At 73.2% G+C, this 26,643-nt stretch carries 23 protein-coding genes; 10 read left to right on the forward strand and 13 right to left on the reverse strand.

Going from position 1 to position 26,643, the window contains the following annotated elements; translation table 11 throughout:
* Positions 1-137 precede the first annotated feature (137 nt).
* From FH608_RS26710 to FH608_RS26725, 4 genes are all read right to left on the reverse strand, one after another.
* Positions 138-449 (reverse strand): WhiB family transcriptional regulator, encoded by a 312-nt coding sequence (locus FH608_RS26710; RefSeq protein ID WP_101784355.1) that lies wholly within the window; start codon positions 447-449, stop codon positions 138-140.
* Between the two features lie 101 nt (positions 450-550).
* Positions 551-1,420: a sucrase ferredoxin gene (locus tag FH608_RS26715; protein ID WP_226899926.1), complete on the reverse strand. Its 870-nt coding sequence runs from the start codon at positions 1,418-1,420 to the stop codon at positions 551-553.
* Between the two features lie 103 nt (positions 1,421-1,523).
* Positions 1,524-3,020, reverse strand: coding sequence for a glycerol-3-phosphate dehydrogenase/oxidase (locus tag FH608_RS26720; RefSeq protein ID WP_139633349.1), 1,497 nt, complete (start codon positions 3,018-3,020; stop codon positions 1,524-1,526).
* Positions 3,013-3,522, reverse strand: a complete 510-nt coding sequence (locus tag FH608_RS26725) for a TetR/AcrR family transcriptional regulator (RefSeq protein ID WP_139633350.1) — start codon at positions 3,520-3,522, stop codon at positions 3,013-3,015. Before FH608_RS26725 ends, FH608_RS26720 begins: the two co-directional genes overlap by 8 nt.
* A gap of 31 nt (positions 3,523-3,553) precedes the next feature.
* Between FH608_RS26725 and FH608_RS26730 the strand changes: the two genes are divergently transcribed.
* Positions 3,554-5,149, forward strand: a complete 1,596-nt coding sequence (locus FH608_RS26730) for an FAD-binding oxidoreductase (protein ID WP_139633505.1) — start codon at positions 3,554-3,556, stop codon at positions 5,147-5,149.
* Between the two features lie 279 nt (positions 5,150-5,428).
* Here FH608_RS26730 and FH608_RS26735 read toward each other — a convergent pair whose 3' ends face one another.
* The gene (locus FH608_RS26735) at positions 5,429-5,851 is read right to left on the reverse strand and encodes a hypothetical protein (protein ID WP_139633351.1); all 423 of its coding nucleotides are present in this window, start codon (positions 5,849-5,851) and stop codon (positions 5,429-5,431) included.
* A 346-nt stretch (positions 5,852-6,197) separates the two neighbouring features.
* Here FH608_RS26735 and FH608_RS26740 point away from each other — a divergent pair, with 346 nt between their 5' ends.
* A complete protein-coding gene (locus tag FH608_RS26740; RefSeq protein WP_226899927.1) occupies positions 6,198-7,481 on the forward strand; it encodes a metallophosphoesterase family protein in 1,284 nt (427 codons plus the stop codon).
* A gap of 49 nt (positions 7,482-7,530) precedes the next feature.
* Positions 7,531-9,099: a bifunctional 3'-5' exonuclease/DNA polymerase gene (locus tag FH608_RS26745; protein WP_139633353.1), complete on the forward strand. Its 1,569-nt coding sequence runs from the start codon at positions 7,531-7,533 to the stop codon at positions 9,097-9,099.
* Positions 9,100-9,139: 40 nt separating this feature from the next.
* Here FH608_RS26745 and FH608_RS26750 read toward each other — a convergent pair whose 3' ends face one another.
* The 8 genes from FH608_RS26750 to FH608_RS26785 all read right to left on the reverse strand — a co-directional run bounded on the left by FH608_RS26750 (position 9,140) and on the right by FH608_RS26785 (position 19,026).
* Positions 9,140-10,420 (reverse strand): MFS transporter, encoded by a 1,281-nt coding sequence (locus tag FH608_RS26750; protein WP_226899928.1) that lies wholly within the window; start codon positions 10,418-10,420, stop codon positions 9,140-9,142.
* Positions 10,421-10,467: 47 nt separating this feature from the next.
* A complete protein-coding gene (locus FH608_RS26755) occupies positions 10,468-11,283 on the reverse strand; it encodes an MOSC domain-containing protein (RefSeq protein WP_139633354.1) in 816 nt (271 codons plus the stop codon).
* Complete coding sequence (locus FH608_RS26760; protein WP_139633355.1) at positions 11,280-12,464, reverse strand: Cmx/CmrA family chloramphenicol efflux MFS transporter; 1,185 nt, start codon at positions 12,462-12,464, stop codon at positions 11,280-11,282. The genes FH608_RS26755 and FH608_RS26760 overlap by 4 nt, the downstream gene beginning before the upstream one ends.
* A gap of 73 nt (positions 12,465-12,537) precedes the next feature.
* Complete coding sequence (locus FH608_RS26765; protein ID WP_139633356.1) at positions 12,538-13,110, reverse strand: TetR/AcrR family transcriptional regulator; 573 nt, start codon at positions 13,108-13,110, stop codon at positions 12,538-12,540.
* Positions 13,111-13,150: 40 nt separating this feature from the next.
* Entirely contained in the window at positions 13,151-15,244 is a 2,094-nt protein-coding gene (locus FH608_RS26770) for a serine/threonine-protein kinase (RefSeq protein ID WP_139633357.1), read from the reverse strand.
* 118 nt (positions 15,245-15,362) lie between these two features.
* The gene (locus tag FH608_RS26775) at positions 15,363-16,754 is read right to left on the reverse strand and encodes a YlbE family protein (RefSeq protein ID WP_226899929.1); all 1,392 of its coding nucleotides are present in this window, start codon (positions 16,752-16,754) and stop codon (positions 15,363-15,365) included.
* Positions 16,751-18,154 (reverse strand): FdrA family protein, encoded by a 1,404-nt coding sequence (locus FH608_RS26780; protein WP_226899930.1) that lies wholly within the window; start codon positions 18,152-18,154, stop codon positions 16,751-16,753. Before FH608_RS26780 ends, FH608_RS26775 begins: the two co-directional genes overlap by 4 nt.
* Positions 18,155-18,171: 17 nt before the next feature.
* Positions 18,172-19,026, reverse strand: a complete 855-nt coding sequence (locus FH608_RS26785) for a DUF2877 domain-containing protein (protein ID WP_226899931.1) — start codon at positions 19,024-19,026, stop codon at positions 18,172-18,174.
* Between the two features lie 131 nt (positions 19,027-19,157).
* Between FH608_RS26785 and FH608_RS26790 the strand changes: the two genes are divergently transcribed.
* The 7 genes from FH608_RS26790 (at position 19,158) to cutA (ending at position 26,638) form a co-directional block, all read left to right on the forward strand.
* Positions 19,158-20,759 carry a PucR family transcriptional regulator gene (locus tag FH608_RS26790; protein WP_139633359.1) on the forward strand — a complete coding sequence of 534 codons (1,602 nt, stop codon included), beginning with the start codon at positions 19,158-19,160 and terminating at the stop codon, positions 20,757-20,759.
* An 11-nt stretch (positions 20,760-20,770) separates the two neighbouring features.
* Complete coding sequence (locus FH608_RS26795) at positions 20,771-20,974, forward strand: RNA-binding S4 domain-containing protein (protein ID WP_139633360.1); 204 nt, start codon at positions 20,771-20,773, stop codon at positions 20,972-20,974.
* A 191-nt stretch (positions 20,975-21,165) separates the two neighbouring features.
* Positions 21,166-21,489, forward strand: coding sequence for a PIN domain-containing protein (locus FH608_RS26800; protein WP_139633361.1), 324 nt, complete (start codon positions 21,166-21,168; stop codon positions 21,487-21,489).
* An 80-nt stretch (positions 21,490-21,569) separates the two neighbouring features.
* On the forward strand, positions 21,570-22,991 hold the full coding sequence (locus FH608_RS26805) for a uracil-xanthine permease family protein (protein ID WP_139633362.1): 1,422 nt from the start codon (positions 21,570-21,572) through the stop codon (positions 22,989-22,991).
* On the forward strand, positions 22,988-23,818 hold the full coding sequence (locus FH608_RS26810) for an FAD binding domain-containing protein (RefSeq protein WP_139633363.1): 831 nt from the start codon (positions 22,988-22,990) through the stop codon (positions 23,816-23,818). Before FH608_RS26805 ends, FH608_RS26810 begins: the two co-directional genes overlap by 4 nt.
* The gene (locus FH608_RS26815; RefSeq protein WP_139633364.1) at positions 23,808-24,284 is read left to right on the forward strand and encodes a (2Fe-2S)-binding protein; all 477 of its coding nucleotides are present in this window, start codon (positions 23,808-23,810) and stop codon (positions 24,282-24,284) included. Before FH608_RS26810 ends, FH608_RS26815 begins: the two co-directional genes overlap by 11 nt.
* A complete protein-coding gene (gene cutA, locus FH608_RS26820; protein WP_139633365.1) occupies positions 24,281-26,638 on the forward strand; it encodes an aerobic carbon-monoxide dehydrogenase large subunit in 2,358 nt (785 codons plus the stop codon). The genes FH608_RS26815 and cutA overlap by 4 nt, the downstream gene beginning before the upstream one ends.
* Positions 26,639-26,643: the final 5 nt, after the last annotated feature.

Below are 26,643 nucleotides of genomic sequence, written 5' to 3' on the forward strand. Positions count from 1 at the left end.
GGAGGCCGGTTGTCCTGGAGGTGCCTGATCAGGCAGTTGTCCCGACCGGGTTCGCCGGAGCCTGGGCGTGGAGGGCCAGGCTCCGGTTCATCGGGACAACTGCGTGATCACGCATGATGGTGACGCTGCCGGGTGTGTCAGGCGGCGGAGATGCCGGCGCTGGCCGCGCGGCGCATGCGACGACGACGCTCGGAGGCGCGCTCGTCTTCGTTGAGACCGCCCCACGTGCCGTACTTCTCCGGACGGGACAGCGCGTAGTCAAGGCACTCGGTGCGGACGGGGCACTGGGCGCAGATCGCCTTGGCCTTCCGCTCACGTACGTCACGCTCGGGCTGCCGCTCCCCGTCGGGGCCGAAGAAGAGCACGAGGTCCTCACCCCGGCACGCGGCATCATCCTGCCAACCCCAGCTGGGGCGCGGGCGGGCGAGCTGCCGACGTACCTGAGACATGAGAAAACCACCTTCGTGAGAGGTATTTCGGTAATTGAGCCGCATTGGACGCTTTTGGCGTCACTGTTCCAACGCAACGTCGGGCCGCGATGTTCCCCTGCTCAGGCGAGGGCAGGCGTGGCGTACCGCACAGGCGCGAGCCTGTCCAGCGAAACCAGCCGGTAGGTGGTGATCGTCTCGGCGCAAGCCGTACCACACGGTGCTGTGAACACCGATGGCTCAATCACAACCTGGAGCCGGACGTCGCCGCAGCGCACAATCGCTTCGGTGACGTCGCCGTCCGTCCTGGAGGATTCCACGGCCACCGCGCCGACGGCGCACTCTCCCGTATGGGCTCGGGCGAAGTGCTCCACGGCTTGCAATGGCTCAGGGATGCCTGCGCGTCCCCGGTAGCGGTCGAGGATGACCTCGCCCGACCGGTACGCGTTAGCCGCTGCCAGTGCAGCAGCCTGAGACATGCTGCCGTAGAAAATTCCGTGTGGCAAGCACACGAGGTTGGCGGCGTAGCGATCGCCGCCAACGTGTGACGTTTCCCACACTCTGTCCGGCAGCGAATCGGCCAGAGACCGAGCGAGGGGTAGTCCAATGCGGGCGCAGCACACATTGCGCTTGGCGTGCGTGCAGACCAGAAATACCGGCTCGTCTTCAAGTATGCAGGACTCCGGGACCACTCCCGCCACCAGCGCGTCCAGGTCAAGATCGTCAGGACCTGCGACGACGCCGCTCGCCAGCCATGGGTGCTCCCCTGTCGCGTACGCGACTAGCACACGGATGCCCTGATTCTCCGGGCGGGTCCGCTTGCCGGGCCGGCGGATCAGCTGGGGCCTGATACCGCGGTCGAGCGCCCGGCGGACGAGTTCGGAAATCTTCTCAGGAAGCTCGAAGCTTTCCAGATGCGACGGCCATGGTCCGGTGTGCTCGACGAGCATCCAGAGCCTGGCTCCCACGGTGGCGCTGGCCAAGGTCGGCACCTCTCCGGTGTGGCACCCCGCCAGATGCTCGCAGCCCCTCGCCAACGCCCGGTCTCCCTCCCCGATCCGAATTAGGTAAGACTAACCTAACGGATTGGAGGGGTCAGACGCGGCCCCAACGGTCCAGAACGTCCCGTGTCGCGGCCAGCGCCCGGTCCCTGTCCCGCGCGACCAGGCCGATCCTGGTCCTCCTGTCCAGCAGGTCGCCCTCGTCCAGCGCGCCCTCGTGCCGGACCGACCAGAGCAGGTCGCCCGCGGTGAGGCCGAGCCCGACCTCCTCGGGATGCGCCTTGACGAGCTCGTGCGCCGGCCCGGCCTCGGAGCCGTACCGCTCGGCCAGCCGCTGCGGCACCCCCTCCGGCCGGGGGCCGGCCCCGACGAGCGGGATCTTCCTGGTACGGCTCCGCCTCGCCGGGAGTTTCGCGTACGAGACCGCTCGATCCACCGCGTCCTCGGCCATGCGCCGATATGTCGTCAGCTTGCCCCCGACGACCGTGACGACCCCGTCGTGCGACAGGACGGCGTGCCTCCGGGAGAGGTCCGCCGTGTGGCCGTCGGCCGCCAGAAGGGGCCTGAGGCCCGCGTAGGCGCCCGCGACCGCCTCTCTGGTCACCTGAGTCGCAAGGACCCCGTTCAGCACCTCCAGGAGCGTTCTGACGTCTTCCTCGGGCACCTCCGGAACGTCGGGCACCGGCCCGTCCACCGGTTCGTCGGTCAGGCCGACGTGGACGCGGCCGTCGCGCTGGGGGAGGACGAGCGCGAATCGGTTGGTCTCTCCCGGGATGGGCACGTGCATGCCCGCGATCAGGCCGGGCAGCGTGCCGGGCGCCAGCACCAGGTGGGTGCCGCGCGACGGGCGCAGCTGGACCTCCGGGTCCAGCGTCCCCGCCCACACCCCGGCCGCGTTGATCACCACCTTGGCGCGGACGTCGAACTCCTCGCCGGTCAGCTCGTCGCGCACCAGCGCGCCCCGGCCGGTGAGCCGCAGCGCGCGGCAGCGCGTGAGCACGCGGGCGCCGTGCGCGGCGGCCGTGCGCGCGAGCGCCACCACGAGGCGGGCGTCGTCCAGCAGCCGGCCGTCCCACGACAGCAGCGCGCCGCGCAGGCCGTCGCCGTCCAGCACCGGGGCCAGCGTGCGGGCGCGGGCCGCGCTCAGCCGGGTGGGGCCGGGCAGCAGGCGGCGCGGCGTGCGCGCGGCGGCCCGCAGGCCGTCGCCGAGCCGGTAGCCGCTCATCACCAGCGCCGCCTGCCGCCGCGACACGCCCTTCGTCAGCGGCAGCAGGTACGGGTGCGCCGACACCAGGTGCGGAGCCGTGGTCCGGAGCAGGATCCCGCGCTCGACCGCGCTCTCGTACGCCACGTCGACCTGCCCCCTGGCCAGGTAGCGCAGGCCGCCGTGCACCATCTTGGAGCTCCACCTGGACGTGCCGAACGCCAGGTCGTGCGCGTCGATCGCCGCCACGCGCAGCCCCCGGGACGCGGCGTCGAGCGCGGCCCCCGTGCCAGTCGCGCCGAGCCCCACGACCAGCACGTCCAGCCGGGACTCGGCGACCTCGCGCAGCTCCGCGGCCCGCCTCCGCGCGTTCAACGAGCTATCCAAGGTAGGCCTCCAGCAGTGCGGCGAGCTCGGCGTCGAGCTCGTCCATCGTCACGGGGTCGAGCATCGTGGGCGCCGACAGCAGGAACGACTGCGCCACCAGCAGCACCGCCCGCGCCTTGCGCGGGTCGCCGACGGCTCGCTCCAGCACCTCCAGGACCGCCTCGTGGCTCGCGCCGCGCCGGTCGATCAGGTACGGCACCAGCAGTTCGGGATCGGCCTCGACGATCTTGCGCCACAGCGGGTGCGCGCGCAGCTCCCTGACCCCGGCCACGACCGCGCGCACCGGGTCGGCCACGTCGAGCCCCTCGACCACCCGCACCCACTCCCTGGTCATCACGTCCGCCACCAGCGTGCGCACGTCGGGCCAGCGGCGGTAGAGCGTCATCCGCGACACCCCGGCGCGGCGCGCCACGTCGGTGAGCGTCGTCCTGCGCACCCCGTACGCCAGCACGCACTCGCGTGCCGCGTCCAGCACGCCTTCATTGTGACGAATCGACGTCATGTGTCACAGTGTAAGCGTGTCTCCCGAACCGATGCTGTGGTCCGGCTGGGGCGACCCCGCCCGGGCCCGCGAGCTGCCCGAGCAGGTGCGCGGCCTGCTGCGCGACTTCCTCGGCGTGCGCGCGCCCGCCACCCCGGCCGTCGCCCTGGAGTCGGTGCGCCTGCCGCCCGTCGCCCTGCCCGAGCCGCTCCTGGGCGCGCTGGCCGGGGTCGTCGGTGCCGCGCACGTGCTGACCTCCCACGAGGCCCGCGTCCGCCACACCCGCGGCAAGTCCACCCCCGACCTGCTGCGCATGCGTGCCGGCGACGGCTCCGACGCGCCCGACGCGGTGGTGCTGCCCGGCTCGCACGACGAGGTGGCCGAGCTGCTGCGGGTCTGCTCGGCCGAGCGGATCGCCGTGGTGCCGTTCGGCGGCGGCACCTCCGTGGTGGGCGGGCTCTCCGGCGTTGCCGGGGGGGCCGCGCCCGGCGGCCCGGGCTTCGCCGGGGTGATCGCCCTCGACCTCGCGCGGCTCGACCGGCTGCTCTCCGTGGACGAGGAGTCCCTGGTGGCCTCCTTCGAGGCGGGCGTGCGCGCGCCCGAGGCGGAGCGGCTGCTCGCCGGACGTGGCCTCACGCTCGGGCACTTCCCCCAGTCCTTCGAGTACGCCACGCTCGGCGGCTTCGCCGCGGCCCGCTCCAGCGGCCAGGCCTCCGCCGGCTACGGGCGCTTCGACGACATGGTCATGGGCCTCACCGTGGCCACGCCGTCGGGCACCCTGGACCTCGGACGCGCCCCCAGGTCGGCGGCCGGTCCGGACCTGCGGCAGCTCATGCTGGGCTCGGAGGGCGCGTTCGGCGTGATCACCTTGCTCCGGCTCCGGGTGCGCCGGGCGCCGGTCGAGCGCCGGTACGAAGGGTGGCGGTTCGGGACGTTCGCGGAGGGCTCGGCCGCCGTGCGCGCGCTCGCCCAGGAGGGCCCGCTCCCCACCGTGCTCCGGCTCTCGGACGAGACCGAGACGATGATCGGCCTGGCCAAGCCCGACGCGATCGGCTCCGGCGGCTCCGGCTGCCTCCTGATCGCCGGCTACGAGGGCGGCTCGGTGGCCGGGCGGCGGGCGGAGGCCGGGGCGGTCCTGAGCCGCATGGGCGGCGAGCCGCTGGGCGCGGAGCCCGGCGAGGCGTGGGAGCGTGGCCGCTTCTCCGCCCCGTACCTGCGCGACTCGCTCCTCGCCGTCGGCGCCACCGTCGAGACGCTGGAGACGGCCGGGTTCTGGTCGAACCTGCCGCGCCTCTACGACGCGGTCCGGCTCGCCCTGGCCGGTTCGCTCCCCTCGCCGCTGGTCATGTGCCACGTCTCGCACGTGTACGAGACCGGGGCCTCGCTCTACTTCACCGTCGTCACCGCGCAGGAGGGGGACCCGGTGGCGCAGTGGGACCGGGCCAAGGCGGCGGCGAACGCGGCCATCGTCGAGGCGGGCGGCACGATCACCCACCACCATGGGGTCGGGCGCGACCACCGCGACGCCTGCGCCGCCGAACTGGGCCCCGCCGGGGTGAGCGTGCTCCAGGCCGTCAAGGCCCGGCTCGACCCGGCCGGCATCCTCAACCCCGGCGTCCTCGTCCCGCCGCCCGCCCGGGACGCATGACCGGCGAAGCCCCCGCACCCGGCGCCTCCACCGAGCACCCCACCACGAGCCCCACGGTGCGCCCCACCCTCCTGCTCCGGCGGCGACCGCGCTTGTGAGGGCGGCTTCGGCGAGCGCTTCCCTGAGGGAGGCGCTCCGTGGAGGCCCTGTGCAGGGACGGCCGTGCGGGGACGGCCGTGCGGGGACGGCCGTGCGGGGGGACGTCGTGCAGGGACGTCGTGCAGGGACGTCGTGCAGGGACGCCGTGTGGGGGCGCCGTGCGGGGACGCAGTGCGGTGTTCAGTCCGGTTCGTCCGGGCGGAGCAGCTGGTCGGCCTCCGCGATCGTCGCGGCCGCCTCGCTGTAGCGGTGGAGCGCCTCCAGCGTGGCGGCCAGGCGGCTCAGCGCCATCACCAGCAAGGGCCCGCCGACCTCCCGCGCGAGCGCCACCGCCTCCTCGGCCAGCGGCAGTGCCTCCCCTGCCCGGTTCCGCTCGAGCAGCAGCCGGGCCTTGGCGAGGAGGCTGCGCGCCAGCAGGGCCGTGTGCTGGCCGGGGGCGCGCGCGTCGAGGGCCCGGCTGCGCGCGACCGCCTCGCTGAGCCTTTTCAGCGCCGCCCCGCCCCACCGGGAGGAGCGGGTTTGCGCATAAGCCAGCAACCCCTCAATGGCCTCCACGTCGGAGGTGCCTCTGCGGGTCGCGTCGTCCGGGCCGTTACGGGTCAAGGGAGCCTCCCCTCGGCGGTCCCAACCGCTTGCTTGGGGGGTGAGGCTACACCATTGCGAACGTTCCGCGTTCCTCTCGGTACGGCGCGTTCAGTATGCGCGAAAGGGAGATCACGGTAAAGATGTGGTCATGGTGGAAGTCGCGGCCGAGCGTGGAAAGCAGCTTTCGTCACGGGTGTCGGAGGAGGGTGCCGGGTGGGCCTGCTCCCAGCTGGGAACATTCGCCCAGCTCAGGCCCGATGACCGCGGTTTTTCCTGGCTCAAATTAGGAACGCTGTGGCGCTCGCGCAACGAGATCCTCGCCGGGTTGTTCGGAGATCCGTCAGGACAGGTTCGGGCGCGGTGGGTGGCGGCTCAGGAAGCGCGCGGGATTGATCCGGAATTTCGCATCAAACCCCCCGTCGGGGGAAATTTCAGTTTCCTCCTGCTCGGCGATACAGGAGAGGGAGATGCGTCGCAGTATGCCGTTGTTCCGGGGATGCTGAAACTGGGGAAGGACACGTCGTTCGCCGTCATAGCCAGCGATGTGATCTATCCGACCGGATCGGGCAACGAGTACGGGGACAAGTTCTTCCGTCCGTACAAGGACTATGACGCCCCCATCTACGCCGTCCCCGGCAACCACGACTGGTACGACGGGCTCGGCGGCTTCATGCGGGTCTTCTGCGACGCGCCCCCGCTCAAGCCGAAGCCGGACCGCGGCCTGCGCGGGCTGCTGTGGCGCAAGCCGGAGACGATCGACGAGGCGCGGCTGGCCGAAGCACGCGCGCTCCGGGGCAAGCCGTCCCAGCAGGCGGCCCAGCAGGCGGCGCAGCCGGGGCCGTACTGGGTGATCGAGAGCGACAGCCTGCTGATCGTCGGCGTCGACACCGGCATCAGGAACGTCATCGACAGGCGGCAGACCGCGTGGCTGCGGCGCGTCTCCCTCGACCCGCGGCCGAAGATCCTCGTCACGGGCAAGCCCATCTACACCGCCAACGCGTACAAGCCGTCACCGCTGGAGGAAGGCGGCACGATCGACGACATCGTGCGCGACCCGGCACACCGGTACGTCGCGGCCATCGGCGGAGACGTGCACAACTACCAGCGCTACCCGGTCAGGGTGGGCGACCGGGTCATCCAGTACGTCGTGTCGGGCGGCGGCGGCGCGTTCATGCACGCCACGCACACGATCGAGCGGGTCGGCGTCCAGGGCGTGCACGAGGACGAGTTCCGGTGCTACCCGCTGCGCGGCGACTCGCTGTCGTTCTACAGCCAGCTGTACGCGCGCCGCCTGCGGATGAAGTGGCTCTACCTGACGCCGTCGGAAGCCTCCTGCATCATGGCGGACCGGATCAGGAACCAGCCGGTCAGGACGCCCGAGGGGCCGGTGCGGATCACCTTCAGGATGCGGTGGGCGGCGCGGCTGCTCGGGTCCTGGCCGTGGCCGTTCAGGCTGCCGGTGGACAGGGTGTTCCACCGCTACCTGTCGGAGCTGTCCGACTGGGACACCCCGCCGTTCTTCAAGCAGTTCCTGCACATGTCGGTCACGCCGGACGAGCTGACCCTGCGGTGCTTCGCCGCCACCGGCTGCCTGGCGCAGGAGCTCGACCCGCCGGTCGAGGACGAGGTGCGCATCCCGCTGACGTGACGTCACCCGCCGCGCGTTTCTGTCGGAGGCGTTTGGCACCCTTGACCACGTGTATGTCGTGGTCGCCGGAGAGACGGTGCTCCCGGTCGGCGGCTCGGCCCGCCGCCCCGCCGACCTGGCGGGCGCCGTGCGCGAGCTGGAGGCGGCCGAGCGCCCCCGCTGGGTGTGGGCCGACGCCCGGGAGGTCTATCCCGACCTGATCGGCGCGGGGGTGCGGGTCTCGCGCTGCCACGACGTCGCGCTCACCGAGGGGCTGCTGCTCGCGTACGAGGGCCGCTACGGCGAGTCCCGCTCGGCCAGGGCCGCGCACGCGAGGCTGCGCGGGCTGCCGGTGCCGGAGGAGCAGCCGAGCGCGCCCGGCACGCTGTTCGCGCCCGAGCCGCTCGGCGCGGAGGCCGTCGCGGAGGTGCTCGACGACCAGCTGCGGCGCATCGCGGCGCTGCCGGAGCCCGGCAGGTTCCGGCTGCTGGCGGCGGCCGAGTCGGCCGGGGCGCTCATCGCGGCGGAGATGTCGCACGACGGCATGCCGTGGCGGCGCGACGCGCACGACGCCCTGCTGACCGAGCTGCTGGGCCCGCGGCCCGTGCACGGCATGCGCCCGGCCCGGCTGCAGGCGCTGGCCGACGAGGTGGCGGCCGCCTTCGGCCACCCGGTCAACCCCGACTCGGTGCAGCAGCTGGTCAAGGCGTTCAAGGCGGCCGGGATCGGGCTGAAGACCACCCGCTCATGGGAGCTCAAGCAGATCGACCACCCCGCCGTGGCGCCGCTGCTGGCCTACAAGGAGCTGGCCAGGCTGTTCAGCGCCCACGGGTGGGCGTGGGCCGACCAATGGGTGCGCGGCGGGCGGTTCCGGCCCGAATACGTCGTGGGTGGCGTGGTGTCCGGGCGCTGGGCCACCAGCGGCGGCGGCGCGCTGCAGATCCCCAAGGTGATGCGGCGGGTGGTCATGGCCGACGAGGGCTGGGCGCTGATCGTCGCCGACGCCGCCCAGCTCGAGCCGCGGGTGCTGGCCGCGATGGCCGGCGACGTGGGGCTGGCCAGGGCCGCGGGCGAGATCGACCTGTACGCCGCGCTGGCGCAGTCGTTCGGTGGCGAGCGGGCCAACGCCAAGATCGCCATGCTGTCCGCCATGTACGGCGGCACCAGCGGCGACGCGCCCAAGCTGCTGGCGGTGATGCGGCAGCGCTTCCCCAAGGCGTACCAGTTCGTGGAGGACGCGGCCAAGGCGGGGGAGGAGGGGCGGCTCGTGCGGTCCTGGCTCGGGCGCACCAGCCCGCCGCCCTCGTCCCGGTGGAAGGAGCTGGTGTCGGGGCCGGAGGGCACGCGGGCGGCTCGCGACCGTGGGAGGTTCACCCGCAACTTCGTGGTGCAGGGCACGGCGGCCGAGTGGGCGCTGGCGCTGATGGCGGTGCTGCGCGGGCTGCTGCCGGAGCCGGCCCGGCTGGTGTTCTTCCAGCACGACGAGGTGATGGTGCACTGCCCCCTCGCGCAGGCCGAGGAGGTGATCGCCGCGGTGTCGTCGGCCGCGTCGGAGGCGACCCGCCTGCTGTTCGGCCAGACCCCGGTGCGCATCCCGATGGAGGCGGTGGCGGTCTCGTCCTACGCCGACGCCAAGTGACGTGCCACTCCGACGCCAGATGCCGGGTGGCGGGCTCCTCCTACGCCGACGCCAGGTGACCGGCGCGATTCCGGGTGACGGTCAGCCAGACTCCCGCCAGCGTCACCATGACCCCCACGACCAGCCCCAGCGTTCCGTACCCGAGCGTGCCCACGATGGCGCCCGCGACGATCGTCCCCGTGGCGCCGCAGACGTTCATCAGCAGGTCGGACAGCCCCTGGACGGCGGGCCGGCCGTCGAGCGGCACGGACTCCGAGACCAGCGCCGAGCCCGCCACCAGCCCGCACGACCAGCCGAGGCCCAGCAGCACCAGCGCGGCCGTCACCTGCCAGACCCGGTGCCCGGCGGTGCCGGCGAGTGCGGCGGCGCCCAGCAGCAGCGCCATGCCGAGCACGAGGACGGGCACCTTGCCCGCCTTGTCGGCCAGCCAGCCCACCACGGGCGACAGCACGTACATGCCGGCGATGTGCAGGCTGATGACGAGTCCGATGACGTCGAGGGTCGAGCCGTCGTGGTGGAGCTTGACCGGGGTCATGGACATGACCGAGACCATGGCCGTGTGGCTGACCGCGATCATGACGAGGGCGCGGCGGGCGGCCGGGGTGGCGCGCAGGGTCTGCCAGGCGGTGCGGACGGTCCCCTTGCGGTCGCGGTTCGAGCCGGCGCCGCCGGTCAGGGAGCGGGCGAGCGTGAGCGGGTCCGGGCGCAGGAAGGCGAAGATGACGAGCAGCGCCAGGGCGAACGCCAGCGCCGCGAACGCGAACGGCCCCGCCTTCTCGACCAGCCCCAGCCGCATGCCGATCTGGTCGGCGGGCCTGGCCAGGTTGGGGCCCGCCACCGAGCCGATGGTCGAGGCCCACACGACGAGCGACAGGTGCTGGGCCGAGCGGCCCTGCGGCGACAGGTCCGTCGCCGAGTAGCGTGCCGCCAGGCTGCCCGCGCTGCCGCCGCCCACCAGCACCAGCCCGGCGAGCAGCAGCGGCCACAGGTCCAGGCTGATCGCGAGCACCGAGATCACGCAGCCCGCCAGCGCCGCCGCGTACGCCAGGGACAGCCCGGCGCGGCGGCCGCCCCGGCCCGACGCCTTGGCCGTCGGCAGGGCCAGCAGCGCCGCCCCGAGCACGGTGGCCGTGCCGGCGAAGCCGCTGATCACCGTGGAGCCCGACAGCTGGTCCACGGCCACCGAGCTGAGCGCGAGCCCCACGGCGACCCCCACGCCGCCCACGATCTGCGTCGCCGACAGCACGGCCAGCGTGCGCCGCTGGACGAGGCGAATCCGGTCAGAGGGCGAGACAGAGGACGTTGTGGGGGCACTGGTCACCCGTGAAGTCTCGCATAACCCCCAACATCACCCCAAAGGGCGAAATATCAGAGAATGGTGACTGAATCTCCCTGAGCGATGCGGCCGGGCGCGTCGGGGATCAGGTTGACGCCGAACCACACCTTGCCGTCCCACTTGCGGTGCCGGGACAGCGTCCTGATGGGCTCCTTGCCCTTGGTGTACGTGGCGGTGTCGATGGTGGTCATCACGCACCGGTCGCAGCCCTTGCTCACCCGGAACTCGACCGCGCCGATGCGGATCCGCTTCCACCCGTCCTCGGCGAACGGCTCCGCCGCCCCGTCGATCACCACGCTCGGCCGGAACCTGTGCATGGGCAGCGGCGCGGGCGCCTCCTCGCCCCGCTCCAGCGCGGTCTCCACGATCCAGTCGTTGAGCCGGTCGAGCGAGGCGGTGGTCGTGAGCAGCAGCGGGTAGCCGTCGGCCAGGCTCACCCGGTCGGTGGGCAGCCCGTACTGCGGATTGACCGGCCGGCGGGTCGGGTCGTCCAGCCACTTGAGCCGGACCTGCCGCCCCGCCAGCCCGGACAGCCAGCGCGCCGCGTCGTCGCCGCAGTCGGTCAGCTCGATCGGCGTGCGCCCCATGGTCACCGTGGACCTCGAAGCGGTGGGCGTGACGGGCAGCGGGCCGGCGTGCGGCCCCGTCAGCGTGAGCGCGTCGCCGTCGAGCCGGGCGACGCAGGACAGCAGGCGAGGCTCCTCGCGCGCGGTCACCACCTCGCCGTGCTCGTCGGTGATCAAATAGCGGCGGTCGCCCGCCAGCCCCCACGGGTGCACCTCGGCCTCGCGGACCTCGTGTCCCGCGGTGGACTTGACGGGGTAGTAGTGCATGCTCGCCAGCTTCATACCGGCGAAAATATCTCACGATCCGCCGGAGCGGGCGCGCGGTGCCGCGCCGCCGCCAGCGCCACGGTGACCAGGGAGAGTACGCCGATCGCCGCGCCGATCCAGGCGACCGACGGGTAGCCGAACCCGGCGCCGATGGCCAGCCCGCCCAGCCAGGGACCGGCGGTGATGCCGACGTTGAAGGCGGAGACGTTCACGGCGGCGACCAGCGTGGGGGCGCCCGGGGCCAGCGAGAAGACGCGGCTGTTCAGCGCGGGGTTGGTGGCGAAGCCGAACGCGCCCAGCAGGAACACCAGCAGGACGGCCGCCACGGGGACCGGTGCGGCCAGGGCAAGCGCCGCCGAGGTGACGACGAGGCCGGTCACGCCGGCGTACAGGACGCGGAACGGCCGCGCGTCGGCGGTCCTGCCGCCGATGGCGATCCCGATCAGCGAGCCCACCCCGTAGAGCGCCAGGACGGCGGGCACCCACGCCGCGTCCAGCCCGGTCGTGTCGACGAGCAGCACGCTCAGGTAGCTGAAGGAGGCGAGCAGGGCTCCCGTGGTCAGCGCGGTCATGCCGTACGCGAGCCAGAGCCCGGGGTTGAGCATGGAGCGCAGCTCGGCGCCCGCGCCCGGCGCGTCGCCGGTGTCCGCCCGGCCGCCCGGGATGGTGGCGAGCACGCCCAGCCCGGCCAGCGCCGACAGGGCCGCCACCGCCCAGAACGCCGCCCGCCAGCCCATGTGCTGGCCGATGACCGTGCTCAGGGACAGCCCGACGATCGTGGCGACCGTCAGCCCGCCGGCCAGCACGCTCATCGCCTTGCCGCGGGCGTTCGCGGGCACCATGCCGATCGCCGTGGCGGCCGCCACCGCCCAGAAGCCGGCGTACACGAAGGCGCCCGCGACGCGGGTGGCGAACAGCACCTCGTAGCTCGACGTCAGGCCGCCCACGACGTGCGACAGGACGAACACCCCGATGAACGTCAGCAACGCCGTACGCCGTGGCCAGCGCCGCGTGACGACGGCCAGCACCGGCGCGCCCACCAGCATCCCCATCGCGAACGCGGAGATCAGCAGGCCCGCCCGCGGCACGGACACCCGCAGGTCGGCGGCCAGTTCGGGGATGAGCCCGGCCAGCATCAACTCGGACGTGCCCTGGGCGAAGATCGACAGTCCCAGGACGTAGACCGCCAGTGGCATGGCGGAACCTCCATTTTAGATTGATCAGTTCAAAACAAGGGCGCGAAAAGGCCCGGATCAGGGGCTTGCAGGGTCAGAAGGCGTCCAGCGCGATCCTGGCGACCAGCTCCAGCCCGGACCGGTCCGTCCCGCCCTGCTCGGACACGCGCAGCCCGGCGACGGTGGCGAAGACGAAGTGGGCCAGGGCCACCGGGTCCTTGCCCGGATCGACCTCGCCCCTGGCCCGGCCGGCCTCGATCGCGGCCCGGAGCATCTCCCGCCGCCGGTCGTTGTCGCGCCGCAGCAGGCCGGCGATCTCGGGATCGTGCGGGGCGAGCTCGGTCATCGACCTGACCACCAGGCAGCCGGGCGGCTCCCCGGGGTCGGGGTCGACCGCCCACCACAGCACGGTCCTCATCTTCTCCTGGAGCGGCAGGTCGCCGTCCAGCAGCTCGGCCAGCGCGGCCTCGCGCTGCTCCATGTAGCGCAGCAGCGCCTTGACGAACAGCTCGCGCTTGCTGGCGAAGGTGTTGTAGATGCTGCTGCGCCCCAGCCCGGTGGCCGTGCACAGGTCCTCGGTGGAGGTGGCCTCGTAGCCCGCGCGCCAGAAGGCGCGCATCGCCGCCTCGACGGCGCGCTCCTCCTCGAACTTCCGCGGTCGCCCCATGCGCCGTACGGTAGCACGTTTTGGAACGGTCAGTTCAAATTCAGGGGCCGGTCGGCTGGAACGTGTCCAGGAACACCTTCCTGGCCTCCGCCTGCTCGTCCCACGTGAGCTCGGGCAGGTCGAACGCGATCGTGTACGCGGCCCCGTCGCCGACCGTGACGTACCGGGTCTGCGCGTGCATCGGGACGCCCGCGGACGTGGTGTAGGTGTACTCCCAGTCGGCGGCCCGCCAGCCGCGGTAGCCGACCTTCTGCAGCCGCACCTGGATGTAGCCCTCCACGCCGCCCGCGGCCTCCTTCTTGCCCAGCGCGGCCAGCCCGCCGTCGGTCTGGGGCGCGGCCTCACGCACCGTGATCCGGATGCCGGAGTCCTTCGGCCCGCTGAACGTGGTCGCGCCGCCCGAGGTGGTCTCCTTCCAGCCCTCGGGCACCGCGACGGCGAACCCGGCCGCCTCGTGCTCGGTGTAGCCCGCCGGCGCGGGGGAGGGATCGCCGCCCGGGGTGGACGTGGTGGGGGAGGTCGCGGCCAGCGGGGTGGGCGTGACCGGCTCGCCGCTCGTGAGGATCATCACGGCGACGCCCACGACCACGACCGCCGCCACGAGCGCGCCGATGATCGCGAGCACCGCCGGCCGGCGCGACCGCCCGCCGTCGTCCTCGCCCGGCCGGCGCCTGCCCTGGCGCGGCGCCGCGCTGGGCAGCGTGGCCAGGCGGCTGCGGCCGATGTCGCGCGACTGCTCGCGCAGGTCGTCGGACGAGGCCGGCGGCCACGGCGTGGCGCCGGACGACGTGCGGCTGTCCGTGGTCAGCGGCAGGATCGGCTGCGGCCGCGGCCCCGAGTCGTCGTCGAGATCCGCCCCGATCCGGCGCGCCCGCGAGAGGTCGGCGTCCGCCCCGGCCCCCTCGGGCCGCGAGGCGCCGGCCCCGATCCGGTACGGCGGCCCCGAGGGGTGGGCGGCGGCCGGGGGCTCACCGGCCGGCTGCGGCCCCGACGAGCTCCTGAACGCGTCGAACCCGCCGGCGGGTGCCCGCAGCGATGCGGTCTCATGGCTGCCCGAGGGGCTGGACAGGCCGTCGTACGGCATCGAGTAGCCGCCCGACGGGCTGGTCATCGGGTCGTACGGCACGCGTATCGGACCGGAGGGCGTCTCCACGATCCGCGAGGGCATCGGCCCCGGATCCAGCGGCGGCGGGTCGTCCTGCGCCGGCAGCGCCTCGACCGGGCGCGGCCGGGCGGAGCCGTGCGCGCGCAGCACCGCCTCCAGCATCTCGACGGCCTGGTCGGAGGTGAGCCGCAGCGCCGGGTTCTTGCGCAGCAGCCCCTCGATCACCGGCTGCAGCGACCCGGCCCGCTGCGGCGCGATCGGCTCCTGCGTGAGCACCGAGCCGAGCACCGCCACCGGGTCGGGCCCCTCGTACGGCGGCCGCCCCTCGACGGCGGCGTACAGCGTCGCGCCGAACGACCACAGGTCGGCCGCCTGCGTGATCGGCTGCCCGGACAGCCGCTCCGGCGGGATGTACGCGGGCGACCCCATGAGCAGCCCGGTCTGCGTGATCGTCACGTCGCCCTCGATGGCGGCGATGCCGAAGTCGGTCAGCACCACCCGGTCCGAGGTGAGCAGCACGTTGCCCGGCTTGATGTCGCGGTGCAGGATCCCGGCGGCGTGCGCGTGCCTGAGCGCGTCGAGCACCCGGATGCCGATCTCGGCCGCCTGGAGCACCGGCAGCGGCCCGCTCTGGCGTACGGCCTGCTCCAGGGACCACGCCCGGACCAGCTCCATCACGATCCAGGGGCGGCCGTCCTCCTCGACCACGTCGTGCACGGTCACGATGCCGGGATGCGTCAGCCGCGCCGCCGACCTGGCCTCGCGCAGCATGCGCCGGTGCGCCCCCTGCATGCCCGCGTGGTCGAGCCCGTACGGGAGGATCAGCTCCTTGACCGCCACGTCCCGGTCGAGCAGCACGTCGTGGGCGTGCCACACCATGCCCATGCCGCCCCGGCCGACCGGCGACATCAGGCGGTAGCGCTGGCCGACCAGGCGTCCCTGGCTCTGAGCGCTCGGCGGGCCGCCGCCGGGGCCTCCGTCGGGGCCTCCGTCCGGGCCGGGTCCGCCGAGCAAGTGGTCGGCTGCCATGTTCCCGCCCCCATCCCGCGCCGCGAGCAATTCAAAGTGGTTCGTTACGATATCGGCGGCTTTTCCGCAAGGGAAGCTGGAGCGTTCCTGACAAGCGCGCTGACCTGTGGTGACGCCGCTATTCAGCGGCCTGCTCGGCGAGCGCCGCCAGCGCGGCGGTGAACGCCTCCACCGGCGGCCTGACCAGGCCCGCGCCCACCTGCCCCGTGCCCGCGACCCGGCCCGCGATGCCGGTGTTGACGACGGGCAGCAGGCCCGTCCGGGCGACGAGCGTCACGTCGATGCCGACCGGCGTGCCGCGGAAGCCGAGCCCCGGGATCTGGTAGGCGGGATGCTCGGCGAGCGTGATCTCGTACATCGAGCGGGTGGCCCGCACCGCGTCGGACACCTCGCCGCCCACGAACCGCACGATGGCCGGCGAGGCCGCCATCGCGAACCCGCCCAGCCCCGACGTCTCCGTGATCGTGGAGTCGCCGATGTCCGGATTGGCGTCGCCGGGCCCGTACGTACCGAGATAGAGCCCGTCGGGCACCCCGGCGGGGCCGGTGAACCAGCGCCCGCCCAGCCCCGAGAGCTGGACGCCGAAGTCGGTGCCGTTCCTCGCCATGGCGACGACCAGGGACGAGCCGGGCACGTCGCGGGCCGCGTCGGTGCTGACCTTGGCGGCGGCCATCGCGGGGTTCAGGAAGAAGTGGTCGTTGCCGTTGACGAAGCGCAGCACGGCCGCGGCGTCGCCCGGGGCGGCCTCGACCACGGCGGGCGCCAGCTCGCGCAGCAGCAGCGAGGTGGCGGCGCGGTTGCGGTTGTGCAGCTCGTCGCCCATCTGCAGGGCCTGCGCGATGAGCGAGCGCAGGTCGACCGGCCCGGTGCGCTCCAGCGTCGCCTTCAGCGCCGGGCCGAGCACCGCGTCCATCCAGCGCAGCCGCTCCAGCACCTCGCTCCCGTAGGCGCCGTACCTGAGGACCTTGCCCAGGCCCTCGTTGAGCGAGCAGTACGCGGTGCCGCCGTGCTCCTCGTCGCGTACCTCGAACACCCACATGGACGGGCTGACCACGCCGGCCATCGGGCCGACGGTCGCGTGCTCGTGGCACGGCCGCAGCTCGACCTCTCCGGCCGCCAGCTTGCGCGCGGCGTCGCGCTCGTCGCCCGCCAGCTCCTCCAGCAGCATCGCGCCGATCAGCGCGCCGCGCAGCGGCCCCGAGGCGCGCTCCCAGGTGATGGGCGGGCCCGCGTGCAGGAACGTTCCCTCGGGGAGGATCTCCGCGGCCCGCCGCACGCCGACCAGGTGCGGGCGCGCGGAGGTCAGCCTGCTCACGGCCAGCTCGTTGGCGGCCTGCCTGCGCGGGTCGGCGAGCACCCTGGCCAGGGCATCGGCGGTGCCGGGCAGCGGCGGGCGCCAGCTCACGGGCACGGTCTGGACGGCCTGCGCCCGCAGCGCCTCGTCGAGCAGGCCCGCGCCGACCGTGATGACGCGGGGCCCGGCTGACGGGTGGGCGGACAGCAGGTTCACAGAAGGCTCCTGGCGTGCCTGGCGGCCTGGGCGTTGGAGGTGAAGACCGCCGCGCCCGCCTCGCGGAAGGCGGCGGCCTGGCGGTGCAGGTCCTGCGGGTCGCCCTCGGTGCCGACGAGCGCGATCACGACGGTGGCGGGGGTGCGGGCGACGGCGTGCGCGAGCGAGGCGGCCGGATCGGGGTCGGCGCCGTGGCCGAGCACGACGTCCATGAGCACCAGCTCGCTCTCGTGGGCCTGGGCGAGCGCCTCCACGCGCAGGGTCGGGTCGATCATGGGGTGCGCCCGCCCCCTGGTGTAGGCGTCGTCCCCGTAGTCGACGAACTCGCCCTGCCCGGCGACCGTCGCGGCCTCCGCGCCGAGCGTGCCGCCGGAGTAGACCCCCTTGATCGTCTTGGCCCGGGTCTGCCTGCCCGACCAGGCGGGCCAGGACGGCCACTCGGGCACGGGCCTGCCGAGCGTCCGCAGCGCCCGCTCGGCCGCCTCCGTGAGGTCGGTCTCCGGCAGCAGCGCCGGCACCACCGGCGTCCGCAGCCGCCCGACCGCCTCCCGCACGGCCGCCGCCACGCCGGGGGACGGCGGCTTGGAGACGAGCACGATCAGCTCGGTGGCGGGGTCGTCGTCCAGCATGCGCAGCGCGCGCAGCGTCGACAGGCCGCCCACCTCCGCCGACAGGTCCCTGCCGCCCACGCCGAGCACGTGGCTGACGCCGGTGCCCGCCCAGTCGAGCAGGGACGTCACCTGCTGCGCGCCGGTGCCCGACGCGGCCACCACCCCGACGGGGCCGGGCGAGAGGACGTTCGCGAAGCCCAGGCCGACGCCGCCGATCACCGCCGTACCGCAGTCGGGGCCCATCACCAGCACGTCCGTGCTCTCCGCCAGCTCCTTGAGCAGGCGCTCCTGGGCCACGGGGACGCCGTCGCTGAAGATCATGACCGGAAGCCCGGCGCGCACGGCGTCCTGGGCCTCGGCGAAGGCGTGCTCGCCCGGCGTCGAGACGAGCACCAGGTCGGCGCCGCCCCTGGCGGCCGAGCCGGTGGTAAGCGGGGGCTGCTCCGCGGAGCCGCCGTCGGGCGGGCGTACGGAGCTCAGCAGGCGTTCGGCCTCCTCGACCGCCGCGCCGGGGTCGTGCGCGCGCACGGCGATGAGCAGGTCGCCCGGGTCGGCGGCCGGGACCGAGAAGCCGAGGTCGCGCAGGATGCCGAGGTTCAGCTCCGTGCCCATGGCGACCATGGCCGCCGCCACCCCCGGCAGCGCCGTCAGCGCGCCGCTGATCCGCATGAGGGTGACGGAGTCGTGGTAGGCGCCCTTCCGTACCAGGACCGTGTCCGAGTTCGCCGGGTCCTGCGCGGCGCCCACCGGGCCGCCCGCACCGCTCATCGGGTCCCCCGCAGGGCTCATCGGGCCCCCCGCACCGCTCATCGGGGCCCGCCCAGCGCGAGGACGGCGTCCACGCCGATGGCGATGCCCTGGGCCAGGTCGGCGCCGGAGGTGTGGCCGAGGCGGTGCAGCCGGCGCAGCGCCGGCTCCAGCGCCTGCCGGCCGGCGATGCCGCGCAGCACCGCGATCACCTCGGGGCTGGCCTCGCCCCTGGCAGCGCAGTGCAGGAGCGTCGCCGAGATCGGCGTGGTACGCGAGCCCGCGTCGTACGTCACGGTCGCCGCCAGCCAGCCCGCCAGCCAGACCGCGCGCTCCGCCCCGGCCGCCGCGCCCAGGTGGCGCAGCGTCACCAGCAGGCCCGCCAGGACGTCGTCGCCGCTCGGCGTGAGCCCGGGACCCAGGCCGACGAGCTGCTCGGCCGCCGTCACCGCCCCCAGCAGCCAGCCCTTCGCGCAGCTGACGGCCAGCAGCTCGACGTCGGCGTTGCCCGCCAGGCCCGGACGCGGCGGGTCGCCGAGCCGGGTCGCGGCGTCTTCGAGCCGTGCCCGCTCGACCTGGCCGAGCGGCGGCGCCGGGTCCCACCAGCGGCGCACCCCCAGGCTCAGCGGGCCCAGCTCGACGGTGCGCTCGCCGACCGAGGCGTCCTCACCCACCGTGACGCCCGGCAGCGGGCCGGCCAGCAGCACCGAGTTGGGCAGCCGGGTGGCCGTGCCCGTGATGACGGCGATCACCGACGGTTCGAGCTCGGTCCTGACCTGGAGGTACACCCCCGACGGGAAGACGGCCAGCACGCGGGCCGGACGGCGCGGCGCCTCGAGCACGGGGCGCACCGCCGTACTGGCCGCCCCGGTGACGTGGATGCGGGTACGCCGCGCATGAGTACTGACGGTCACCTGGCCTCCCATCCGACCTTGGACCTGACCGTAGAACGGCCCGGGAACCCTCCGTACGGGTAAATTTGCCAACAGTCAGCGGGAAGGTTGGCTCTTCCTGACAGACGGCTTCGCGAGTCACAATCGTCCACATGGAGCCCCCCGTCCGTCTCGCCAGCACCGGGACGATCATTCACGGTGTTTCCGTAGGAGAGGTGCTCGGCGTCTCCACCCTCGCCGAGGCCAGGCTGATCGCGGGGGAGAGCGGGCTGGGCCGCATCGTGCAGCGGCTGAACGTCATGGAGGTGCCCGACATCCTGGCCTGGGTCAAGCCGCACGAGCTGCTGCTGACGACCGGCTACCCGCTGCGCAACACGCCGCAGTCGCTCGGGCGGCTGGTGGCCGACCTGGACGAGCGCGGGCTGGCGGCGCTGGCCATCAAGCTCGGGCGCTACGTGGACGAGCTGCCGGCGGAGATGGTCGAGCAGGCCGACCGGCTCGGCTTCCCCCTCATCCTGCTGCCGAACGACGTCGGGTTCGACGACATCCTCAACCAGGTGCTGACCGACATCCTCAACCGCCAGGCCGCCGTCCTCGCCCGCGCCGAGGAGGCGCACCGGGCGCTGGTGCAGGTGGTGCTGGCCGGCGGCGGGCTCAACGAGGTGGCCGCCGAGGTGGCCCACCTGCTCGACGTGTCCGTGGCCGCCGTGGACGGCTCCGGCCGCGTGCTCGCCACCGCCGGTCCCGCCGAGCACGTGGCGGTGCTGCGCGAGTCGATCTCCCGAGAGGGCCCGCCCCGCACGCCCGCCTCCGGCCGGGCGCGGTCGTTCGCCTCGGTGCCCGTGCTCGCCGGCGGCCACCACCACGGCAGGATCGTCGCCTACAGCCCATCCGGGGCGATCAGGGACAGCGACGTCGGCATCCTCGAACGCGCCGCCACCGTCGCCGCGCTCGTCGTGACGCGGCAGGAGGCGGTCAACGCCGTGGAGAGCAAGTACCGCGCCGACTTCCTGCGCGACGTCCTCACCGGGCGGGCCGGCACGGCGGAGCGGATCACGGCCAGGGCCCGCGCGTTCGGCTGGGACCTCGCGCGCACCGTCACGGTGCTGGTGGCCGAGCTCGACCCGGACGGCGACGAGCGCAGCGCGCAGGACCGGCTCGTGACCTGCTGGACGGCGGCGTTGCGGCGGCACGACCCGCGCGGCGCGGTCGCGGGCTTCTCGCACGAGGTGGTGGCCGTGGTGGACGCGGGCATCGACGCCACCCGGCTGGCCAAGGACGCGGCCTCCGCCTTCGCCGACGTGCCGCCCGCCACGTTCTCCACCGGCACCTCCCGGCCGAGCCCGGGGGCGGAGACGCTGCCGGAGGCGTACTCGCAGGCCCTGAAGGCGGCCCGGGTGGGGCGCCAGCTGCACGGCCCCGGCGCGGTCGCCCATTTCGACCAGCTCGGCGTCTACCGCCTGCTGTCGCTGGTCAACGACACGGACGAGCTGCACGCGTTCGTCCGCGAGACGCTCGGGCCGCTGGCCTCCGACGACGACGCGGAGAACGCCGACCTGCGCCGCACCCTGCAGGTGCTCCTGGAGACCAACCTCAACGTCGCGGAGACGGCCCGGCGGCTGCACTTCCACTACAACACCCTGCGCTACCGGATCGGCAAGCTGGAGCGCCTGCTCGGCAACTTCACCGACGACCCGCACCTGCGCCTCAACCTGACCCTGGCCCTGCACGTGCTGCGCATGCGGGGCATCTAGGGTGGGGTGCCGTGGACTTCGAACTGCGCTCCGACTACATCCCGCTGTGTGACCTGCTGAAGTACTGCGGGATCACAGAGACGGGCGGGATGGCCAAGCAGATGGTCGCCGAGGGTCTGGTGCTGGTGGACGGCGAGGTGGAGCTGCGCAAGCGCGCCAAGATCCGCGCGGGGCAGGTGGTGAGCGGCGAGGGCTTCTCGATCAGGGTGGTCTAGCTGGGAGTATTCACGGAATGTGACGGCTTGATTACCTGATGTTTACTAACATCGGATCGCTGGCAAAAAGAAACGGCCCCCAGTCGAGGGCCGTAGAACCCGGGAACGTACCCCCGGGCGGGTGACTCCATGTTAGGGCGTGATGGCGGTGCGCGACAAGTCGAATCCGAGAACCGAGCGGGTGGGCGTCTATGTCGACTGTCGTCATGGGCAAGTATCAGGAGCAGACGGTCCGCTGCCGTGCTTGTGGTGACACGCGTCGGACCTACGCGGAGAAGCAGCCCGACGTGGCGCTCGGCACCTCCATGGTGGCGGATGTGGCGACCGGCAAGGTGGATGTCGCCATGCTCGTGTCGGCCGACTCCGACCTGTGCGCGGCCATCCACACCATCAGAGAGCTCGATCAGGAACGTGGGACGAAGACCAGGGTGATCACCGCGCGGCCCCTGTCGATCGCGGGTGCGCGCGGCTTTCACTGGCTCTGGCCGCGAATTTGGCAGATCATGCCCGTGTAGGAGCGTGCCGGCGGGCCTAATGTGCCCGCAACGGAACGTGCCGCCGGCCCAGCGCAACGCCCAGCACAAGAGGGGCTCTCATGGTTTTGGGATGGACCAAACACGGTGACGGCAAGCATCTGGCCCCCGGAGAGGTGGTCAGACCCGACGAGCGGCTGAGCTGGCCCAGGATGGTGGGCTTCGGGGCGCAGCACGTGATCGCGATGTTCGGCGCGACCTTCGTCTTCCCCCTGGTGATGGGGCTCGACCCGAACGTCGCCGTGATGATGTCGGGCGTCGCCACGATCCTGTTCCTGCTGATCGTGAAAGGGAAGGTGCCCAGCTACCTCGGCACCAGCGCGTCGTTCGTCGGCGGGGTGTTCGCCATCAGGGCGGCCGCGGGCGGCGACACGGCGGGCGCGGACGCGGTCGTGACCGGCGCCATCCTGGTCGCCGGGTTCGTGCTGGCGCTGGCCGGGCTGGCCATCCACTTCCTGGGCGTGCAGATCATCCATCGCGTGTTCCCTCCCGTGGTCACGGGCGCGGTCGTGATGCTGATCGGGTTCGGGCTGGCGTACGTGGTGGCGGACGTCTACTGGCCGCAGGACCACTGGATGGCGCTCGTCACGATGGTGATCACGTTCCTCGTGATCGTGCTGTTCAAGGGGTTCGTCGGGCGGGTCGCGGTGCTGGTCGGGCTGGTGGCCGGGTTCCTGCTGTCGTGGGTGCTGGACAGGCTCGCGGGGCCCATCACGTCCGTGCTGCCGGGGATCAACCTGCGTGACGCCGCCGGGGCGGCCTGCCCGGTCGAGGGCACGTACTGCGTGGCGACGGCCGCCCCGCACGACCGGGTGAGCTTCGAGTCCGTGGCCAAGGCCGACTGGTTCGGGCTGCCGGACTTCCACGCCCCCGACTTCAAGACCTCGGCCGTGCTGCTGGTGCTGCCCGCCGTCATCGCGCTCATCGCCGAGAACGTCGGCCACGTCAAGGCCGTCGGCGAGATGACCGGGACGGACGTCGACCCGTACGTGGGCAGGGCCGTGGTGGCCGACGGCGTGGCGACCGTGGTGACGAGCGCGGTCGGCGGGTCGCCCACCACCACCTACGCCGAGAACATCGGGGTGATGGCGGCCACCAAGGTCTATTCGACCGCCGCCTACTACATCGCCGGGATCATCGCCATCCTGTTCGGCCTGTGCCCCAAGTTCGGCGCGCTCGTCGCCGCTACCCCGGGCGGCGTGCTGGGCGGCGTGACGGTCATCCTGTACGGGATGATCGGCCTGCTCGGCGCCAAGATCTGGATCGAGAACAGGGTGGATTTCGCCGATCCCGTGAACATGGTTCCGACGGGCGCGGGCATCATTCTGGCCATCGGACCTGTGAGCCACTTCATCGGCGGCGACTTCACCCTGGAGGGGATCGCGCTCGGCACCGTCGTGGTGCTGGGCGGCTACCACCTGCTGCGGGCCATCGCCGGAGGCCGCACGCGCGAGCCCGCCCCCGTCGGGAGCGAGGCCGGGTGAAGCCACCGCCGTTCGAGTACCACGCCCCTCGCGACCTCGGCCAGGCGCTCAGTACGCTCGCCGAGGTGCGAGGGAAGGTGCTGGCCGGGGGCCAGAGCCTCATCCCGATGCTCAACATGCGGCTGGCCGCCCCCGAGCACCTGGTCGACATCAACCGCGTCCCCGAGCTGGCCGTCATGGAGGCGGCTCCTGACGGGGTCCGGATCGGCGCGGCGGTCAGGCACGCGGAGGTGGAGCGGGCCGGCGTCCATCCGCTGCTCGTCCGGGCGCTCAAGCTCGTCGCCCACCCCGTGATCAGGAACCGGGGGACCGTGGTGGGCAGCCTCGCGCACGCCGACCCGGCGGCCGAGCTGCCCGCGGTGCTGGCCGTCCTGGGCGGCTCCGTACGGCTGGCCCGGGCGGGCGCGCCGGAGCGGGACGTGGGTGCGGCGGAGTTCTTCGTCGGGCCGATGGAGTCGGCGGTCCAGGAGGGCGAACTGGCCGTGTCGGCATATTTCCCGGCATTGGGGCCGCGTACGGGAGGCGCCTTCGAGGAGGTGACCCGGCGGCACGGCGACTACGCGCTGGCCGGCGTCTGCGCCGTCGTCACGCTCGGCGAGGACGGCGCGATCGAGGCCGCCCGCCTGGCCTGCATCGGCGTCGGCCCCGTGCCGGTCGTCGTGGACGTCACGGGCAGCCCCGACGACGCGGCGCGGATCGTCAGCGAGCGCACCGAACCCGACGGCGACGTGCACGCCTCGGCCGCCTACCGCCGCCACCTCGTGGGCGTGCTGGCCGAGCGGGCGCTGCGGAACGCGACCAGGGAGGCACAGGCCCGTGGAGCATGAGATCACGCTCGTCGTGAACGGCACCGCGCGGCGGGTCACCGTGCCCGCCCGCCGCCTGCTGTCCGACTGCCTGCGCCACGACCTCGGCCTGACCGGCACCCACGTCGGCTGCGAGCACGGCGTCTGCGGCTGCTGCACGGTGCTGCTCGACGGGCGGCCGGTGCGCTCGTGCCTGACGTTCGCGGTCAGCGTGGACGGCGCCGAGCTCACCACCGTGGAGGGCCTGTCCTCGGGCGGCCGGCTGTCGCCGGTGCAGCGGGCGTTCGCCGAGTGCCACGGGCTGCAGTGCGGCTTCTGCACGCCGGGCTTCCTGTGCACGGTGACGGCCCTGCTGGAGGAGAACCCGGCGCCGACGGAGGAGGAGGTGCTGGAGGGCATCTCCGGCAACCTGTGCCGGTGCACCGGCTACCAGAACATCGTCAAGGCCGTCCACCGGGCCGCCGAGCTGCTGGCGGAGGAAGCATGACGACGAGGCTGTTCGGCGAGCCCGTGCAGCGGCGCGAGGACCCGAGGCTGCTCACCGGGCAGGGCCGCTACCTCGACGACCTGGGCCGCGACGCGCTGGCCGCCGCGTTCGTGCGCTCGCCGCACGCGCACGCCCGCATCCGCGACATCGACGTCGGCCCCGCCCTCGACGTCGAGGGGCTGGTCGCCGTCTACACGTGGGAGGACCTGCCCGAGCGGGTCGGCCGGCCGCTGCCGCTGCTCATCCCGCACCCGGCGCTCACCCACGGGCGCACCGCGTACCCGCTGGCCAGGGACGTCGTCAGGCACGTCGGCGAGCCGGTGGTCATGGTCGTGGCGGCCGACAGGTACGCCGCCGAGGACGCCTGCGCGCTCATCGAGGTCGACTACGAGCCGCTGAAGCCCGTCGTCGGCCTGGAGGAGTCGGTGCAGGGCGCCCAGCTCGTGCACGAGGACGTGCCGGGCAACGTGGGCGCGCACCTCGTCCAGGAGGTCGCGGGCGCCGACGGGCGCGGTGCCCGGGAGGCGATCGAGACCGCGCCGCACACGCTGGCCTTCCGGCTCGACATCGAGCGCAGCGCCAGCATGCCGCTGGAGGGCCGCGGCGTCTACGCCCGATGGGACGGCCGCGACCTGCGCGTCTACTCCAGCACCCAGACCTCCACCAGCGTCCGCATGGCCGTGGCCGCCGCGCTGGAGCTGCCGCTGCCGCAGGTCGAGGTGATCGCGCCGGACGTGGGCGGCGGCTTCGGCGTCAAGATCGTGCACCCGTGGCCCGAGGAGGTCCTGGTGCCGTGGGCGGCCATGACGCTCGGGCGCGAGATCAAGTGGACGGAGGACCGCAGGGAGCACTTCGTCTCCTCGGCCCACGAGCGCGGCCAGGTGCAGTACGTACGGGCCGGCTTCGACGACGACGGCCGCGTGCTCGGGCTCGACGTGACGATCCTGCACGACCACGGCGCGTACACGCCGTACGGCATCATCGTGCCGATCGTCACCTCGACGCAGCTCCTCGGCCCTTACCGGATCGGCGCCTACCGCGTTGAGTTCAGCGCCGTGTACACCAACACCGTGCAGGTCACGCCCTACCGGGGGGCCGGGAGGCCGCAGGGCGTGTTCTGCATGGAGCGCACCATGGACAAGATCGCCGGCTATCTCGGCAAGGACCGCACCGAGGTGCGCGCGGCCAACTTCATCGGGCCCGACGAGTTCCCGTACGACCAGGGGATGACCTTCCAGGACGGCCGGCCGCTGATCTACGACAGCGGGAACTACCCGGAGATGCTCCGCATGGTCAAGGAGCTGATCGGCTGGGACTCCTTCGAGCGGCGCCCGGGCCGGGGCATCGGCATCGGCTGCTACGTCGAGGGCACCGGCGTGGGGCCGTACGAGGGCGGGCACGTGCAGGTGACCTCCGACGGGCGGGTGCACGTCTCCACCGGGCTCACCTCGCAGGGCCAGGGGCACGAGACCGCGTTCGCGCAGATCGCCGCGACCGAGCTGGGCGTGCCGATCGAGCGGGTCAGCGTGGTGACCGGCGACACCCGCAGATTCGGGTACGCGGTGGGCACGTTCGCCTCACGGGCGGCCGTCGTCAGCGGCAACGCCATCGCGCTGGCCTGCCGGAAGGTGCGCGCCAAGGCGCTGCGCATCGCCGCGGGCGCGCTGGAGGCCGACCCGTCCGACCTGGAGATCACCGACGGGATGGTCCACGTGGTGGGCGCGCCGTCGGCGTCCATCCCGCTGTCCACGGTGGCGGTGCTGGCCAACCCGCTGCGCTACGCCTTCGACGACGAGGCCGCGAAGGCGACCCAGTTCTCCGGCACTTCCTCCCCCGACCGGCCGCCGGTGGCCGAGGGGGAGGAGCCGGGGCTGGAGGGGCGCGACTACTACTCGCCGATCAGGTCCACGTTCGCCTCCGGGATGCACGCGGCGATCGTCGAGACCGATCCGGACACCGCCGAGATCACCGTCGTCCGGTACGCCGTGGTGCACGACTGCGGCAGGCTGGTCAACCCCATGATCGTGGAGGGGCAGATCCACGGCGGCGTGGCGCAGGGCATCGGCGGCGCCCTCTACGAGCGCATGGTCTACGACGTGCACGGCCAGCTCGTGAACGCCTCCTTCATGGACTTCCTCATGCCGTACGCCACCGAGGTGCCCCGCGTCGAGACCGCCCACCTGGAGACGCCCTCGCCGCTCAACCCGCTCGGCATCAAGGGCGCGGGGGAGGCCGGCGTGATCCCCGTCTCGGCGGTCATCGCCTCGGCCATCGAGGACGCCGAGGGCTTCCCGATCGACCGCATGCCCATCTCGCCGTCCGAGCTCTTCGACCTGCGCTCCCGTATGCGATGATCCCG

It is taken from the genome of Nonomuraea phyllanthi, assembly GCF_006334985.2.
Lineage (GTDB): Bacteria > Actinomycetota > Actinomycetes > Streptosporangiales > Streptosporangiaceae > Nonomuraea > Nonomuraea phyllanthi.

Coding starts and splice junctions, on each gene's coding strand:
- FH608_RS26730 (WP_139633505.1), top strand. CDS start 3,554: ATGCTGTGGTCCGGCTGGGGCGACCCCGCCCGGGCCCGCGAGCTGCCC.
- FH608_RS26780 (WP_226899930.1), bottom strand. CDS start 18,154: ATGAGCCCTGCGGGGGACCCGATGAGCGGTGCGGGCGGCCCGGTGGGC.
- FH608_RS26725 (WP_139633350.1), bottom strand. CDS start 3,522: ATGACGTCGATTCGTCACAATGAAGGCGTGCTGGACGCGGCACGCGAG.
- FH608_RS26790 (WP_139633359.1), top strand. CDS start 19,158: ATGGAGCCCCCCGTCCGTCTCGCCAGCACCGGGACGATCATTCACGGT.
- cutA (WP_139633365.1), top strand. CDS start 24,281: ATGACGACGAGGCTGTTCGGCGAGCCCGTGCAGCGGCGCGAGGACCCG.
- FH608_RS26805 (WP_139633362.1), top strand. CDS start 21,570: ATGGTTTTGGGATGGACCAAACACGGTGACGGCAAGCATCTGGCCCCC.
- FH608_RS26770 (WP_139633357.1), bottom strand. CDS start 15,244: ATGGCAGCCGACCACTTGCTCGGCGGACCCGGCCCGGACGGAGGCCCC.
- FH608_RS26765 (WP_139633356.1), bottom strand. CDS start 13,110: ATGGGGCGACCGCGGAAGTTCGAGGAGGAGCGCGCCGTCGAGGCGGCG.
- FH608_RS26755 (WP_139633354.1), bottom strand. CDS start 11,283: ATGAAGCTGGCGAGCATGCACTACTACCCCGTCAAGTCCACCGCGGGA.
- FH608_RS26800 (WP_139633361.1), top strand. CDS start 21,166: ATGTCGACTGTCGTCATGGGCAAGTATCAGGAGCAGACGGTCCGCTGC.
- FH608_RS26760 (WP_139633355.1), bottom strand. CDS start 12,464: ATGCCACTGGCGGTCTACGTCCTGGGACTGTCGATCTTCGCCCAGGGC.
- FH608_RS26710 (WP_101784355.1), bottom strand. CDS start 449: ATGTCTCAGGTACGTCGGCAGCTCGCCCGCCCGCGCCCCAGCTGGGGT.